Below are 15,499 nucleotides of genomic sequence, written 5' to 3'. Positions count from 1 at the left end.
GTCGATGTCTGCGGCGCTCTCAGGCCCGCTTTTTCACCGCTTTGGCCTCCACGGCCTTGTCCAGTTCGATGCTGAAATCCGAGAGGACGTTCATGTAGTTGATGAAGGCGTCGTAAGCCGAATCGTAGGGGTTGAAATAGGAGTGCACGTCGCCGTCCGACAGCCACTTGGTGGCCATGTAGTAGAAATGGTCGGAGGTCTGCATGAAACTCCACACATAATCGAAATCGGGGTTCTTCAGCGCCGCGACCTTCTCCTTCAAGGCGTAGAGCTTCGAGAAGGCCTCGTTCTGCAGCTCGTTGCCCAGCCATGCCGTCACGTCACGCTCCTCGTCGGCCCACGACATCACATGCGGACAGTGGAGCACGGCCACCGGCTGGTATTTCTTCGCCGCCTCGGTCACCGTGGCGAACTCCAGTCCGTTCTTCTTGGCCAGAACCGCCTTGGGCAGCGCGCGCATGAACTCGAAGATGCCCGTGTCGGCGTTCTGGTGCTCGCCGAACGTCTCGTAGTCCATGAACAGGTTCACCACCTCGCCCGGCGTCTCGTCCGAAGAGAGCCACTGTACATATTTGTCCACCGTCAGCGGCCATTCGCCCCAGCTCTTGTTCGAGAAGCGGAAAGCGATGTCGTCCGAGAGCTTGTAGTTGCGCAGCAGCAGGCGCAGCTTCTGGTCGATGGCGTTGGCGTAGACGTAGTTAGGCGATTTCCAGCCCAGCACATGCTTGGCGCCTTCGGCCAGCATCGTGCGGAAGCCCATGCCGGCCACCATCTCGCCGATCTCGTCCGAGTAGATCAGCTCCGTATTGCGGAACGCCGTGGGTTTTACACCGAACTCCTTCTTGATGAGGCTGGTGTGCAGCTTGACCTGCTCCTGAAAATCCTCCTTCGAGGCCAGCGAGGCCAGCGAGTGGGAGTAGGTCTCGGCCAGAAACTCCACGCATCCCGTCGCCGCCAGCTCCTTGAACGAGTCGAGGACCTCGGGGGCGAACGCACGGAACTGCTCGATGGCGATGCCGGTGATCGAGAACGAGCAGCGGAACCTGCCTTTGTTCTCCCTGATGAGCTTCAGCAGCAGGGCGTTCATCGGCAGGTAGCATTGGCGGGCCACCTTCTGCATGATCGAGCGGTTCAGGAGGTCATCCAGATAGTTATGGTCTTTGCCCATGTTGAAGAAACGGTATTTCTTCAGACGCCAGGGCTGATGTACCTGAAAATAGATGCAAACGGTTTTCATGGTGATGGCTATTTTGATTGTTTCTTATTCTCTTCGATCACGGCCTCGTAAACCGTTTTGATCTTTGCCGCAGCGTCGTTCCACTTGAGGTTCGTGACCTCCTCGAGTCCCTTCGAAGCGAACATGTCCGAGAGGGCGGGGTATTTGATCAGCCCGTAGATGGCGTCGGCCAGTGCGTCCACGTCCCAGTAGTCGACCTTCACAGCGTAGTCCAGCACCTCGGCCACGCCGCTCTGCTTGGAGATGATGACCGGCACGTTCGAACGCATCGCCTCGAGGGGCGAGATGCCGAACGGCTCCGACACCGAGGGCATCACATAGACGTCCGACAGTTGGAACATCTTGTGCACGTCCTCCCCGCGCAGGAATCCCGTGAAGTGGAAACGGTCGGCGATGCCGAGCCGCGCCACGCGGCGGATGACGTGGTTCATCATGTCGCCCGACCCGGCCATCACGAAGCGCACGTCGGGCACGCGCTTCAGCACCTTGGCGGCGGCCTCCACGAAGTAGTCGGGGCCTTTCTGGTAGGTGATGCGGCCAAGGAAGGTCACGATCTTGTCCTCGACGCCCCGTTCGGGCGCCTTGCCGCTGTTCGCGGCGAAGCGCACGGCGTTGTGCACCGTGACGACTTTGTCGGCCGGAACCCCGTAGCGGTTGATGACGATGTTGCGTGTGAGGTTCGACACGGCGATCACCCGGTCGGCGGCGTGCATGCCGGCGCGCTCGATGGCGTAGACCTGCGTGTTGACGTTCTCGCCCGAGCGGTCGTACTCCGTGGCGTGCATGTGCACTACGAGCGGTTTCCCGGAGATGCGTTTGGCGGCGATGCCCGCGTAGTAGGTGAGCCAGTCGTGGGCGTGGATTACGTCGAACTGCCCTTCCAGCTCCTTGGCCACCTGCGCGGCGACCACGGCATAGCGGGCGACCTCCTCCATGAGGTTGGCGCCGTACTTGCCTGAGAAGGTGTAGCGCTGTTTCCAGACATCGGTCGTCGACCACGTCCGTTCGCCCGATTTGACATATTTTTCGTGATAGGCTTCGTACTCCTCCGGCGAGATGTAGGGAACCATGTTCGAGTCGATGTGGATGAACGACATCTTCTCCAGAATGTCGTCCGCACCGCAGCCCGTCGAACCGTACATGGCCTCGACGTCGCTGGCATTCATCACATGGGTAAACCGCTGGTCCTCGTCGCCGTAGGCGTGCGGGACTACGAAAGTGACGTTGACGCCGTTGCGCGCCAGTCCGCGGGTCATTCCGTAGCAGGCCGTTCCCAGTCCGCCCGCAATGTGGGGCGGAAACTCCCATCCGAACATTAATACTCTCATACCTTTTCTCCTTGTTTTAACTAATTTTCATCGTACCCGCGCATCCCGAGGTTTCCGGCTCACGGCCTGCAGCCGTGTTTATAAGTCTGACCTACCCCTAAATCCCCGCCTCGGCAGGGACTTCCCTTCGACACAATGTTGTTTTATTTCTTGGCCGCTGTCTTTTTTACCGTTTTTCCGGAGGACTTGGCCGTCTTGGCCGCGGGCTTCTTGGCTGCGGACTTCACGGCAGGCCCTTCCTTACGAACGTTTTTCGGGGCTTTCGCAGTCTTTGCTGTCGACTTTTTCACGACTTTCTCCGCCTTCCGGGGCTGTTCTTCCGGCTTGCGGCGCCGGATCATGCCGTAGATGTCCAGCACGGCCGCCACGCTCCACGCCTGCGAAATGGCTCCGCGGGGTGTGAACGGAGGATCGGCGTCGAACAGCTCGCCGATCGAGCCGATGCCGTAGGTCTGGATGTCCTCCTCGAAGTTGGCCAGCATCTCCTCGGCCTGAGGCAGGAACGCGTCGCCGAGGATGTCGAAATTGGCCTGCACATAGAACGACAGCAGCCACGGCCATACCGAGCCGTTCTTGCCGGCGAAGTCGCGTTCCGCGGGCGTGCCCTCCTGCGAACCCTTGTAGAGCGGGTTGCGGGGCGAGAGCGTCCGCAGTCCCTTGGGGGTCACGAGATGCTGGCGCACGGTGCGGATCACCTCCAGCCGGGTCTCTTCGTCGAGCATCTTGTAAGGAAGCCCGCAGGCGAGGATCATGTTCGGACGGATGTCCGTCGAAGCGCCCTCGCAGCCGATGTAGTCGGCCAGATAGCCTTCCGGCAGGCGGAACAGCTCGTTGAACGCCGCGGCGGTCCTTTCGGGCAGCGCCTCCCAAGCCTTCACGAATTTCTTGTCGCCGTGCTCGCCCGCCAGCCGCAGCGTGTAGCAGACGGCGTTGTACCACAGGGCGTTGACCTCGACCTGATAGCCGTTGCGCGGGGTGACGGACTGTCCGTCGATCACCGAGTTCATCCACGTCAGGGGTACATGCTCCGACGAGGCCCACACGAGGCCGTTCTCGTTGAGCAGGACCCGGCCTGCGACACCTTGCTTGTAGGCTTCCAATATCTGTTTCATCGCCTCGCCGTAGCGTTCCCAGACGGCCTTGGCGCCGATCTGCGCCTCGAGCCGCTGCAACGTCCAGAAGAACCACAGCGGAGCGTCCGCGGCCACGGCCGCCGAGGCGTTCCCGGCGAACATGCCGTCCTGCATGGCGCGCACCTCGTAGTCGAGGGCGTCGATGCAGTCCTCCTTGTGGTCCTGCTCCAGGGTGATGCCCGGCAGCGAAACGAAGGTCTGACGGCCCGAAACCCCGTGCCACGGGTAACCCGATATGACCTCCGTGCGGTTGCCCGGACGGCGGATCAGGAATTGCCGTGCCGAGTGCTCGAGGCAGCTGATGAAATCGATCTTGTGCGTGCGCCGGGCGATAGAGCCGTCGAAGAGCTCTTCGATGGTCTTCGTCGAGCCCATCTCGTCGAGCGATGCCGAGAAGATGATGCTCTCGCCCTTTTTGAGCTCGGTCTCGAAATAGCCCGTCGTCAGCAGGTCCTCGTGCCCCGCGTAACCGCGGGCGATGTCCTGCTGGTATTCGAAATTGTAGTACCAGTCGGGCGCCGGTACGAACTCCGTTCCGGGCTTGCTCGTCTGGAGGTAGAGCCACGGGAACGAACCGTAGAGGCGGCATTTCACGCCGTTGACGGCCGGGTAGGAATGTCCGTCGGCGGCCATGTTGGCGCGGGTCAGCGCGTGTTTGTCGCGGAAAGCGAGGAACGGACGCAGCCGCAGGCGCGTTTCGGAATGGGCGTCCACGAGCGTATAGCGGATCATCAGTTGCGTGCGCTTGTGGATCCAGAGCATCTCCTTTCGGAGGATGACGCCGCCCACGCGGTAGGTGATCGTGGGGGTCGGCGTGTACTCGAAGTCGGTGATGTACTTGTGGCCGCGGGGTTCGTAAACCCCCGGAAAGCGGTGCAGGGCCAGATTGAACGTCTGGTCGTGCTGGATCACCGTCTCGTCGAGCGACGAGAGCAGGACATAGGTCCGGCCGCTGTCGTCGATCGGCGCCACCATCAGTCCGTGGTAGCGGCGGGTGTTGCAGCAGACGATGGTCGTGCTCATGTATCCGCCGATGCGGTCCGTTGCGAGCATCTCGCGCTGGAGCGAATACTCCAGGTTGCCCAATTCGCTTTTGTCGAAAGTAAGTGCTGACATATCGCTATAAAATGCTGTTCGTCCTTTAAAGATATTGAAATTTTCAGAAAATTGCAATCTTACAACTGAAAATTGACATCTTTTTTAATCCTTGTGCTTACGCCCATTTCACCAATGCAAAATCCATGCGATGCGGAAGATGCGGGTTGCTGGGGAAGATGCGCAGCGCCACGTCGAACGTTCCGGCCTCGTTGGGCGTGTAGTCCAACGCATAGGTTACCAGATTGTTGTCCGTGCGAACATGCTCGAGCCGGATCGTGCGGGTGACGTTGACGCTCTGTCCGCCGACGATCTGGCGGGCGATGACCATCTCCACGCCGATGTCCTCCGGGCGGAGGTTGGCGATGTCCACCGTCACCGAGAAGCGGTACTTCTCGCCGACGCAGACGGCCTCCTTGTCGATCTTCACGCGCTGCACGTCCGCCACGCGGACCTGATCCCACGCCGCCGAGACCTTGCGCTTCCACGCCGCGATCTCGCGGGCCAGACGGTAGGCATCGGCGCTCAGTTCGCGCTTGCGGGCCGCCAGCTTCTTGTAGAAGCGGTCCTCATAGTCGATCAGCATGCGGTTGGTCGTGAAGTTCGAGGCGATGTCCGCCACGCATTTCTTGACCGACTCCACCCATTCGTGGGGAATGTTGTCCTCGCCGCGGGCGTAGTATTTCGGGGCGATCTGCTCCTCGATGGTGTTGTAGATCATCTCGGCGTCGAGTTCGTCCTGGAAGTGCTGGTCGGTGAACGTGCGCTCCATGGGCAGCATCCATCCGGCGCCCTCCTTGTAGCCTTCGACCCACCAGCCGTCGAGCACCGAGAACTGCATCACGCCGTTCATCACGCACTTTTCGCCCGACGTTCCCGAGGCCTCGAGGGGCCGCGTGGGGGTGTTCAGCCACACGTCGACGCCCTGCACCATGCGGCGGGCCAGCTCCATGTCGTAATTCTGCAGGAAGATGATCTTGCCCACGAACTGCGGCATGGCGGCCACCTCGACGATGCGTTTGATGAGGTCCTGCCCCGGCTTGTCATTGGGGTGGGCCTTGCCGGCGAAGATGAACTGCACGGGGCGCTCCTTGTTGTTGACGATCGAGGCCAGCCGGTCGAGGTTCGTGAACAGCAGGTAGGCGCGCTTGTAGGTGGCGAAGCGGCGGGCGAAACCGATGGTCAGCACGTCGGGCTTGATGCCCTCGATGACCTGCAGCATCTGGCGCGGCGAGTCGAGACGCACCTGCGCGGGGTCGCTGTAACGCCGGCGGATGTGTTTGATGAGCTTGTTCTTGAGCTTCATGCGCTCCTCCCACAACTCGCCGTCGGGGATGTTGTGCACCTTCTGCCAGGCCGGGATGTCGTAGACGTGGCCTTCGAATCCGTCGGCGAAGTAGCGGGCGTAGAGGCGCCGCAGCGACGTGGCGATCCACGTCGGGAAATGCACGCCGTTGGTGACGTAGCCGATGTGGAGCTCGTTCTTGAAATACCCCGGCCACATGTTGCCCAGAATGTCCTTCGAGACCTCGCCGTGGAGCCACGACACGCCGTTGACCTCCTGCGAGAGGTTGCAGGCCAGCACCGACATCGAGAATTTCTCGTTCGGATCGTTGGGGTTGGTCTTGCCCAGATTGATGTACTGCTCCCATGTGATGCCCAGCACATCGGGGTAGTGCGACATGTACTGGCGGATCATCGACTCGGGGAATGCGTCGTGGCCGGCCGGCACGGGGGTGTGGGTCGTGAAGAGCGACGACGAGCGCACCACCTCCAGTGCCTCGGAGAACGAGAGCTTGCGGTGGTTCACCAGATCGCGGATGCGCTCCACGCCGATGAACGCGGCATGGCCCTCGTTGCAGTGGAACACCTCGTGCTTGACGCCCACTTTGCGCAGGGCGCGGATGCCGCCGATGCCCAGCAGGATCTCCTGTTTGAGGCGGTTCTCCCAGTCGCCTCCGTAGAGGTAGTGGGTGATCTGGCGGTCCTCCTCGAGGTTGTCCTCGATGTCGGCGTCGAGCAGGTAGAGGTCCGTGCGGCCCACCTGACATTTCCAGATGCGCGCCGAAAGCGTGCGGCCCGGGAAGGCGATGGTGACCGTCATCCAGTTGCCGGCCTCGTCGCGCACGGGCGAGATCGGCAGTTTATAGAAGTTCTGCGCCTCGTAGGTGGCCTCCTGCGCACCCTGCGCCGAGAGACGCTGCGTGAAGTAGCCGTAGCGGTACAAAAGGCCCACGGCGGCCATCGGGACGTTCTTGTCCGAAGCCTCCTTGAGGTAGTCGCCGGCCAAGATGCCCAGACCGCCCGAGTAGATCTTCAGCGACGAGTGCAGGCCGTACTCCATCGAGAAGTAGGAGATCGAGGTGGTCTTCGGATCGGGCTTCTCGTTCATGTAGTCGCGGAACTGCGTGTGCACGGCGTCGAGCAGCGCGAGGAAATTCGTATCTTTTTCGAGCTCCTTGATGCGCTCGACGCTCAGCGCGTCGAGGAAGGCGATCGGGTTGCGTCCGCATTCGGCCCACAGCGAAGGATCGATCCCTTCGAACAGGTCGCGGGCGCCGGGGTTCCAGCACCACCAGAGGTTGCGCGACAGCTCCTCGAGGGCGTGCAGCCGCCGGGGCAGCGTCTTGTCGACCATCATGCGGTTCCAGACGGGCTTTTCGACGAAGAGCTGCTGGCGCACGAAGTTGATCTGCTCGGTCTTGGCGCCGCCGTCGTCCAGCACGGCGCGGTTGGTGCGCACGACCGAACTCTCGACCGCTTCGGAATAGGCCTGTTCGTAGGCGGCGAAGAGGTGTTCCCAGAGCGCCGTGGTCGATATCTCGTAGGCCGAGGTGCGCATCTCGTTCACATGCTTCTCGTCCAGCAGGCTGAAGCGCAGCAGGGTCTCGGCGACCTTCTGCTCGACCTCCCGGTCGTTGTAGTCGTCGCGGCGGACGACCTCCACGCCGGCGTGTTCGCGGTGCTTGTCCACCCAGAGGCCGAAGCCGGCCAGCGTCGTGGTGACGGTCGGCACCGAGAAGGCCACCGACTCCAGCGGGGTGTAGCCCCACGGCTCGTAGTAGGAGGGGAAGACCGTGAGGTCCATGCCTACCAGCAGTTCGTAATAATCCTTGTTGAAGATGCCGTCGGCGCGGTTGAGGTACGTCGGCACGAAGATCACCTTCACCTTCGATTCGGGCCGGGTCAGGACCGAGTCCTTGAGGGCGTTCACGACCGGGTCCCATGCCGGATTGTCGAGGTAATGGGTCGTGTACTTGTACTGGCTCTCGTCGATGGGGTTCGACGCATCGGCCAGATGGGCCTGCAGGTCGACGCGCGGGCCGCGGTTGCCCGCGGGCACGGTGATGTAGGCCAGCACCTCGCGCCGGAGTTTGTCCGAGGCCGCGAGCTGCTTAAGAGATTCAATAAAAACGTCGATGCCCTTGTTGCGGAACTCGTAGCGGCCGCTGGTGCCGACGATCAGCGGGTCGCCCGTGAACTTCTGGCCCAGACAGGCTTCGGCCACCGTAATCATCGCCTTGCGGGCTTCGTCGCGCTTGGCGTAGTACTCCTCGCCGGTCCACACGAAGTCGTTCTCGAAACCGTTGGGCGTCACGCCGTCCGGTTCGCGGCCCAGCAGGTATTTGCACTCGTTGGCCGTGATGTCGCTCACCGTCAGGAAGGCGTCGTGGTATGTGGCGGCCATCTTCTCGATCGAGTGTTTGGCCGTGACGTTGAACTGGCGGGCCAGCTCGTCGGCGTTGAATTTCGTGAGGTCGTTGTAGAGCGGCAGGCGGTTGCCGGCGATGCAGCGGCCCATGACCGTGGCGTGGGTGGTGAACACCGTGGCCACATAGGGGGCGTGGTTGCGCAGGTAGAGGCCGCCGGCAGCGGTCATCCATTCGTGGAAATGCGCTGCGGCCTTGTCGGTCGGGGCGCAGAAGGTCTCGACGTAGGAGGCGATCACCACGCCCGCTGCCCAGCCGAAGAGTACCGGCTCGATGTAGTCCCACTGGCCCGAAATCGAGTCCACATGGTACGACTCCCAGAGGTTCTTGAGAATCTCGTCCTTGCGGGGGATCAGCGACGAGAAGTCGACCAGCACCACCGTCGGCTCGCCCTTGATCTTCCAGCGGCCGACGCGCACGCGGATACCTTCGTTATAGAGGCTTTGACGCCACGCTTTCAGCAGCGCGGGGTCCTCTTCGAACTCGGGGTTCACGCCCTCGTGCGAGAGGTCGGGACCGAGCAGGATGTAGCGGTCTGCGAATTTGCGGGTTACGGTCTGTGCTTTGGTAGAAATGACGGTATGGATACCGCCGACCTTGTTGCATACCTCCCAACTAACCTCGAACAGGAAGTCGGGGGAGTGTTTTGCATTGCTCATATATTATGCTTGTTTGTAATTTTTACGGACGGAGTCGGATTCGAAATCCGGCCACAAAGGTAATACTTATATTTCTTTAAAACAATCCGAAGTCACATTTACTAAAAAAATTTAAGAATAACTTAACATTTCAGTCTCACTTGGTTGCGCTCCCGTTACGTTTCGAAGAACGTCTCGATCACCGCGTCGGAAACCAGCATTCGCGCCGCCGGGACGGCCATTTTGCCGCCCTCGGCCGTAAGTGCCCCGGCCCGTATCCAAGGCTCCGCATCTCGCCGCATCCGCGCCGTGCGTTCCGTTCCGAAAAGGGACTCCGCTTCCGCGAGGTCGATGCCTTCGGCCGTGCGCAGCCGCGTCATCACATACTCGTTGAAGCGGTCGCGGTCGGTCAGTATTTCGGCCTCAGCAGCGGCTCCTGCGAGGTAATCCTCCACGGAATCGACGTTCCAGTGGCGTTCCCGCCCGTCGAACGAGTGGGCCGCAGGGCCGATGCCGAGGTACTTCACGCCGTGCCAGTAGGCGGCGTTGTGGCGGGCCCGGAACCCCGGCAGGGCGTAGTTCGAGACTTCGTAATGGTCGAACCCGGCTCCGGTCAGCGTCCCGTGCACAAGGGCGTATTCCGCTTCGCTGACCGACTCGTCCACCGGGGCGAACTCCCCGCGGGCCGCGCGCCGCCCGAAGGCCGTGTCGGGTTCTATGGTCAAATGATATGCCGAAATGTGTTGTACGCCCAACCCGAGCGCCGTGTCGAGCGTGCGGCGCAGCGAGTCGCCGCCGAATCCCGGCACACCGAAGATCAGGTCTACGGTGATGTTTTCATAACCTTCGGATTGTGCGCTCCGCACTGCCTGAATGGCCTGCGCGGCATTGTGGCGGCGGTTCATCAGCTTCAGGCAGGCGTCGTCGAACGACTGGATGCCGATCGAGAGCCGGTCGACGCCCGCCCGGCGCAGCGCCGCGAGGTATCCGGGCGTCAGGTCGTCGGGGTTGGCTTCGAGGGTGGTCTCCTCGGCCGCGGAACAGTCGAACAACTTCTCCGCATGATCCAACAACCCGGCGATGGTTTCGGGCGGACAGAGCGACGGGGTTCCGCCCCCGAAATAGCGGGTGCGGACGGCCTCGCCGCCGAGATATTCCCGCCGGGCCTCCAGCTCGCGGTGCATGGCGGCTACGAGCTCCTCCATGCGTCCCAGCCCGACGCTCTTGTAGAAGTCGCAGTAGGCGCAGATGCGCCTGCAAAAAGGTATATGGAAATAGAGTCCCGCCATAATGTAAAGATACGAAAAAAATCGGGACGTCGTCCGGGCCCGTCCGGGAATTTGCTCCGCCGCGGCGCACGGCGAATTCCGGCAGCCTGTTTGCAGGGGTTCGTTTGCGGCCCGAAAGCCGCTTTCGGAAGGTTTCTGCAAACCGGGATAGGCTGTTATAAATGAAGCGTATAGCGGGATCGGAAAAAATAATAAAATTTTTTTGTAATTTCGGCTGTTAATTTTTTCACAATTCTGAAAGTTTTTCTACCTTTGTGCCGTTGAAGTCCGGACTGACGGATGGAAACGTTAGGTTGAAAAGAGGATTTTAATCAAAATAATTACAACTATGGACAAAATGGATTTGAAAAAGTACGGGATCACCGGCGTGACCGAGATCGTGTACAATCCCTCCTACGACGAGTTGTTCCGTGAGGAGACCAAGAAAGGCCTGCGCGGCTATGAGAAGGGTCAACTGACCGAGACCGGTGCCGTGAACGTGATGACCGGCGTCTACACCGGCCGTTCGCCCAAGGACAAATTCTTCGTCATGGACGAGACCACCAAGGATACGATCTGGTGGACTTCCGACGAGTATAAGAACGACAACAAGCCCGTTACGAAGGCTGCATGGAAGGAGCTGAAGAAGATCGCTTCGCAGGAGCTGTCGGGCAAGAAGCTCTACGTTGTGGACACGTTCTGCGGCGCCAACGAGAACTCGCGCCTGAAGATCCGCTTCATCATGGAGGTGGCTTGGCAGGCTCATTTCGTGAAGAACATGTTCATCCGTCCGACGGACGAAGAGCTGGAGAACTACGGCGAGCCCGATTTCGTGGTGCTGAACGCTTCGAAGGCCAAGGTGAAGAACTACAAGAAGCTGGGTCTGAACTCGGAGACGGCCGTTGTCTTCAACCTCACCGAGAAGATGCAGGTTATCATCAACACTTGGTACGGCGGTGAGATGAAGAAAGGTATGTTCTCCTACATGAACTACCTGCTGCCGCTGAAGGGCATGGCTTCGATGCACTGCTCGGCCAACACCAACGCCAAGGGCGAGACCGCTATCTTCTTCGGTCTGTCGGGTACCGGCAAGACCACGCTTTCGACCGATCCGAAGCGTCAGCTCATCGGCGACGACGAGCACGGCTGGGACGACGACGGCGTATTCAACTTCGAGGGCGGCTGCTATGCCAAGGTCATCAACCTCTCGCAGGAGAATGAGCCCGATATCTGGAACGCCATCCGCCGCAACGCGCTGCTGGAGAACGTGACGGTAGACAAGAAGGGCAAGATCGACTACAGCGACAAGTCGGTGACGGAGAACACCCGCGTATCGTACCCGATCTTCCACATCGAGAACATCGTGAAGCCCGTATCGAAGGCTCCGGCTGCCAAGAAGGTGATCTTCCTCTCGGCCGACGCATTCGGCGTGCTGCCCCCGGTTTCGATCCTGACTCCCGAGCAGACGAAGTACTATTTCCTGTCGGGCTTCACCGCCAAGCTGGCCGGCACCGAGCGCGGCATTACCGAGCCCACGCCGACCTTCTCGGCCTGCTTCGGCGCTGCCTTCCTGTCGCTGCACCCCACCAAGTACGGTGAGGAGCTGGTGAAGAAGATGCAGAAGTCGGGTGCCAAGGCTTACCTCGTGAACACGGGCTGGAACGGAACCGGCAAGCGTATCTCGATCAAGGATACGCGCGGCATCATCGACGCGATCCTCGACGGTTCGATCGACAAGGCTCCGACCAAGACCATGCCTATCTTCGATTTCGTGGTTCCGACCGCTCTGCCGGGCGTAGACCCCAAGATCCTCGATCCGCGCGACACCTACAAGAACGCCAAGGATTGGGATGTGAAGGCCGAGGACCTCGCCAACCGTTTCGTGAAGAACTTCGCGAAGTTCACGGGCAACGAGGAGGGCAAGAAGCTCGTAGCTGCCGGTCCGAAGGTAAAATAATCCGAAAGATTGCATATATGTGGGAATCCCCGGACCAGTCGGTCCGGGGATTCCCTGTCTAAGAGACGGACTCTAAGGGCGATGGGCGGGTTTTTCCGGAGCCATGTCTGCGCTTCAACCCGTTCTGAAGCCTGTCTAAGAGGCGGGCTTTAGAAAAGGTTGGAAACGGGATCGGGCTTGGATGTTGCCGCAGCCTTAAAACAAGCATCTTGCGCTCGGAAGCGCGGAATCGGAGGGTACGGGCGTCTTACGTTAGGGAGTGCGGAACCGGATGGTAAGCGTGGATATTGCCCGGATCACCTATAAATCAGGCGTCTTACGCTTGGGGGTGAAAATCCGGTAGCCGATCGAGAGCCCGATCTTGTTGGGATACCACTCCGAGGAGCCGTTGAACGGATCGGGGTATTTGGGCTGCACGGGACGATGGGGATTCATGTCGATCTGGCCGTCGTTCGAATAGCCGTTGTAGTGGCTGTCCATCCATGCCCAGCCGAAATAGGCGTCCAGCAGCCACCGCTCGGCGAACTGGTATTCGTAACCCACGCACAGGCCGATCATCATGCCGTAGCCCTTGCAGTAGCGGTTCTCGAACTTGAGGCGCCAGTTCTCGATGTAGGGTTTCGACATGTCGAAGGCCATCATGCCGATGTTGGCCCCGAGATACCACCCGCGGTTGTGCTCCTTGAAGAAGCGGCGGTATTCGCCCATGAAGATGGCGAAGGTCATGTGCTTGCCGTCGAAGGATTTCCACGGGGAGATGACGATCTCGCTCTGGAGCGTTGATTTGGGCGTGATGGCGAACTCGACGGCCGGGTTGACGATCCCTGCCAGTGCGTAGAGTCCGTTGAGCTTGACGTATCCCTGCGGGAGTGCGTTCTGTATGCCGAAGAGTGTGAACAGGAGCGCGCAGGCCCCGAATTTGCAGCGTTTGTTTTTCATCATTTGCAAAATTCAGCCGGATACAAAGGTACGAAAAAGCCGGCCGGTCCCAAAACCGTCCTGCTTGCGGTTTCGGCAGGACTTTCCGACGGATCAAAGTGTCGTTTCGACGCCAAAGGTATGAAAAAATCCGGCCAATGTACATAATCGGCCGGATTTTCACTTTCTGTTTGGACTTCGGATGCCGGGAAACCTCGTTACATCGGTTCGAACCGGACTGTCATGGTTGTGAAGTCCGCCGTAATCCGATAGTTTCCGTCCCCGAATCCCATCAGCAGGGGGTAGAACTGGTTGCTTCCCTGAACGAGTTCCCAACCGCGGTAGCCCTGTTGTCCGTCGTGGTCGTCGAAAGCCTCCTTGGCGCCGTATTCCGTCAGCCAATCGGTGTTCGAGATGATGAATTTGAATCCGTAGCCTTTGTTATCGTCGGGATTGGCCGTGCCGACCTTCACCGGAACGTTTTCCGCCGTGAAGATTCCCGGAGCGGTTTGGGTCATTGCCACGGCCTGGCCCAAATCCCAACCGTGAGGCATCGCATCACCCAATATGTAGAGCGCAGCCGGGTAATCCGGGCCCTGAGCCGGTTCGAAGCGTACCGCCATCGTCGTGAAGTCGACGGTGATGTCGTATACTCCGGAAGCCTGCCCCATCAGCAGGGGATAGAACTGATTGCTGCCTTGCGCAAGCTCCCAACCGCGGTAACCCTGTTGTCCGTCGTGGTCGTCGAAAGGCTCCTTGGCGCCGTATTCGGTGCTCCATTCGCTGTTCGAAATCCCGAATTTGAATCCGTTGCCTTTGTTGTCGTCCGGATTGGCCGTGCCGACGTCGATGTTCACGCCTTTGGCTTGGAATACCCCGTTGCTTGTTTTCGTCAGGGGAATGAAGTTGCCGAGGTTCCAGCCCGCCTCCGTAGCCGGGCCGAAGAGGAACAGCGTTTCGGGATAGGAGGGCGCCGTGCCACCCGTGAGGGTGACTTTCAGGGTGTTGAGATCGACGCGCACGGTATAGTAGCCTTCGCTGAGCCCCTGATTACCCGGGATGAAGCGGATGTCGCCGTCGCCGTCGCCCTTTTTCTTAAGGGTCCAGTATTCGCCGGCCGCCTCGTCGCGGATATACTCCGTCCAGTCGTAGAAATCGAATTTGAAGCTGCTCTCCGGCTTGAGATAAATGTTGGTGTTCTCGTAAATATTCTCCCCGACAGGCAGCAGGGCATTCGCCTCGACCATGTTCCAGCCGTTCTCCATGTTGTCGCCCAAGATGTAGAGCGCCGTTTCGGGATCGAACTCCGTGACGTCGCCCGTCCGGGTCAGCGTGAGCAGCATGGCGTTGAGGTCGACGTGTACGGTGTAAATGCCGCTCGTGTAGTCGTATTGCAGAGGGTAGAACTGCGAATCTCCGTCGTTGGCGATGGCGAAGGTCTGGATCTGGCCGAATTCGCCGTCGATCTTCTGTCCGTAGAACGGATAGCTGCCGTTTTCCTCGATGTAGAATTTGAAGCCTTTGTTGTCTGCGGGTTTGCCGAATTTCAGTACGACGTTCTCTGCCGTGTAGGTGCCTGCGTCGCCTTGCGGCAATTCGATCGCCTTGTCCCAGCCGTATTCGCAGGCCCCTCCCTTCATCCAGAGCGATGCGGGTTTTACCACTTCGGCAGCGTAGGCTGTAGCGGCAAAAGCTACCTCCTCCGAGGTTTTGTCCTCGATAAGGTAGTTGTCGGTGTGTGCATAGACGCATGCCCGGAAGGCGAAGCGTTCGCCGCTTTTACCGCCGAACGTCGTTATGATGAGGTCGTTGAGCTCCTTGTGCGTGAACGAGATCGTCAGGCCGGCTTCCCCCCCCCACTCTCGTTTTATCCCTTTGAACAGATCCTCACCCTCTATGTTCAGGTATAGATCATACTTGACCGATGAACTGCGGGTCACGACCGAAGCTGCCGTCCATGAGAACTTCAGGGCCTCCTGATCCGCTTTGTCTGCGTCGAGCGTTACCTCCTCTTCCGAGACGGTGAGCACGGGAGCCGTCAGTTCGCTCCACCCCTTGTCGGGAAAGTCCGATGTGTTGTCGTCGCTGCACGAGGCGATGGGGAGTGCAAAAGCCAACGCGCCCGCGATGTATTTCCAAAGATGTTTCATACTGGTTGGTTTAGGTTCGTTAACGTAATTTATTTACGAACGTAAAAATAGAGGACAAAAACCGG

The 15,499-nt window shown here is 59.8% G+C and carries 8 protein-coding genes; 1 reads left to right on the top strand and 7 read right to left on the bottom strand.

Annotation, left to right across the window (positions count from 1 at the left end; genetic code table 11):
* Positions 1–19: 19 nt before the first annotated feature.
* From BN5935_RS03495 to hemW, 5 genes are all read right to left on the bottom strand, one after another.
* A complete protein-coding gene (locus BN5935_RS03495) occupies positions 20–1,237 on the bottom strand; it encodes a glycoside hydrolase family 57 protein (protein WP_064974876.1) in 1,218 nt (405 codons plus the stop codon).
* Between the two features lie 8 nt (positions 1,238–1,245).
* Entirely contained in the window at positions 1,246–2,565 is a 1,320-nt protein-coding gene (locus tag BN5935_RS03490) for a glycosyltransferase family 4 protein (RefSeq protein WP_317041638.1), read from the bottom strand.
* Between the two features lie 143 nt (positions 2,566–2,708).
* Positions 2,709–4,814, bottom strand: coding sequence for a glycogen debranching enzyme N-terminal domain-containing protein (locus BN5935_RS03485; RefSeq protein WP_204244883.1), 2,106 nt, complete (start codon positions 4,812–4,814; stop codon positions 2,709–2,711).
* A 97-nt stretch (positions 4,815–4,911) separates the two neighbouring features.
* The gene (glgP, locus tag BN5935_RS03480; protein WP_064974874.1) at positions 4,912–9,162 is read right to left on the bottom strand and encodes an alpha-glucan family phosphorylase; all 4,251 of its coding nucleotides are present in this window, start codon (positions 9,160–9,162) and stop codon (positions 4,912–4,914) included.
* A 155-nt stretch (positions 9,163–9,317) separates the two neighbouring features.
* Positions 9,318–10,430, bottom strand: a complete 1,113-nt coding sequence (gene hemW / locus BN5935_RS03475; RefSeq protein ID WP_064976818.1) for a radical SAM family heme chaperone HemW — start codon at positions 10,428–10,430, stop codon at positions 9,318–9,320.
* Between the two features lie 328 nt (positions 10,431–10,758).
* Here hemW and pckA point away from each other — a divergent pair, with 328 nt between their 5' ends.
* Entirely contained in the window at positions 10,759–12,366 is a 1,608-nt protein-coding gene (gene pckA / locus BN5935_RS03470; protein WP_064974873.1) for a phosphoenolpyruvate carboxykinase (ATP), read from the top strand.
* Between the two features lie 300 nt (positions 12,367–12,666).
* On the opposite strand, the gene BN5935_RS03465 is transcribed toward pckA, so the two are convergent.
* Together BN5935_RS03465 and BN5935_RS03460 are read right to left on the bottom strand one after the other, a co-directional pair.
* Complete coding sequence (locus BN5935_RS03465) at positions 12,667–13,305, bottom strand: DUF3575 domain-containing protein (protein WP_064974872.1); 639 nt, start codon at positions 13,303–13,305, stop codon at positions 12,667–12,669.
* A 197-nt stretch (positions 13,306–13,502) separates the two neighbouring features.
* On the bottom strand, positions 13,503–15,434 hold the full coding sequence (locus BN5935_RS03460) for a SusE domain-containing protein (RefSeq protein WP_064974871.1): 1,932 nt from the start codon (positions 15,432–15,434) through the stop codon (positions 13,503–13,505).
* Between the last annotated feature and the right edge of the window lie 65 nt (positions 15,435–15,499).

It is taken from the genome of Alistipes provencensis, assembly GCF_900083545.1.
GTDB classification, from domain to species: domain Bacteria; phylum Bacteroidota; class Bacteroidia; order Bacteroidales; family Rikenellaceae; genus Alistipes; species Alistipes provencensis.
Note: the sequence above shows the minus strand (reverse complement) of the source record. Positions and strands in the feature narration are given on the sequence as shown.

Coding starts and splice junctions, on each gene's coding strand:
- BN5935_RS03495 (WP_064974876.1), bottom strand. CDS start 1,237: ATGAAAACCGTTTGCATCTATTTTCAGGTACATCAGCCCTGGCGTCTG.
- BN5935_RS03490 (WP_317041638.1), bottom strand. CDS start 2,565: ATGAGAGTATTAATGTTCGGATGGGAGTTTCCGCCCCACATTGCGGGC.
- BN5935_RS03485 (WP_204244883.1), bottom strand. CDS start 4,814: ATGTCAGCACTTACTTTCGACAAAAGCGAATTGGGCAACCTGGAGTAT.
- glgP (WP_064974874.1), bottom strand. CDS start 9,162: ATGAGCAATGCAAAACACTCCCCCGACTTCCTGTTCGAGGTTAGTTGG.
- hemW (WP_064976818.1), bottom strand. CDS start 10,430: ATGGCGGGACTCTATTTCCATATACCTTTTTGCAGGCGCATCTGCGCC.
- pckA (WP_064974873.1), top strand. CDS start 10,759: ATGGACAAAATGGATTTGAAAAAGTACGGGATCACCGGCGTGACCGAG.
- BN5935_RS03465 (WP_064974872.1), bottom strand. CDS start 13,305: ATGAAAAACAAACGCTGCAAATTCGGGGCCTGCGCGCTCCTGTTCACA.
- BN5935_RS03460 (WP_064974871.1), bottom strand. CDS start 15,434: ATGAAACATCTTTGGAAATACATCGCGGGCGCGTTGGCTTTTGCACTC.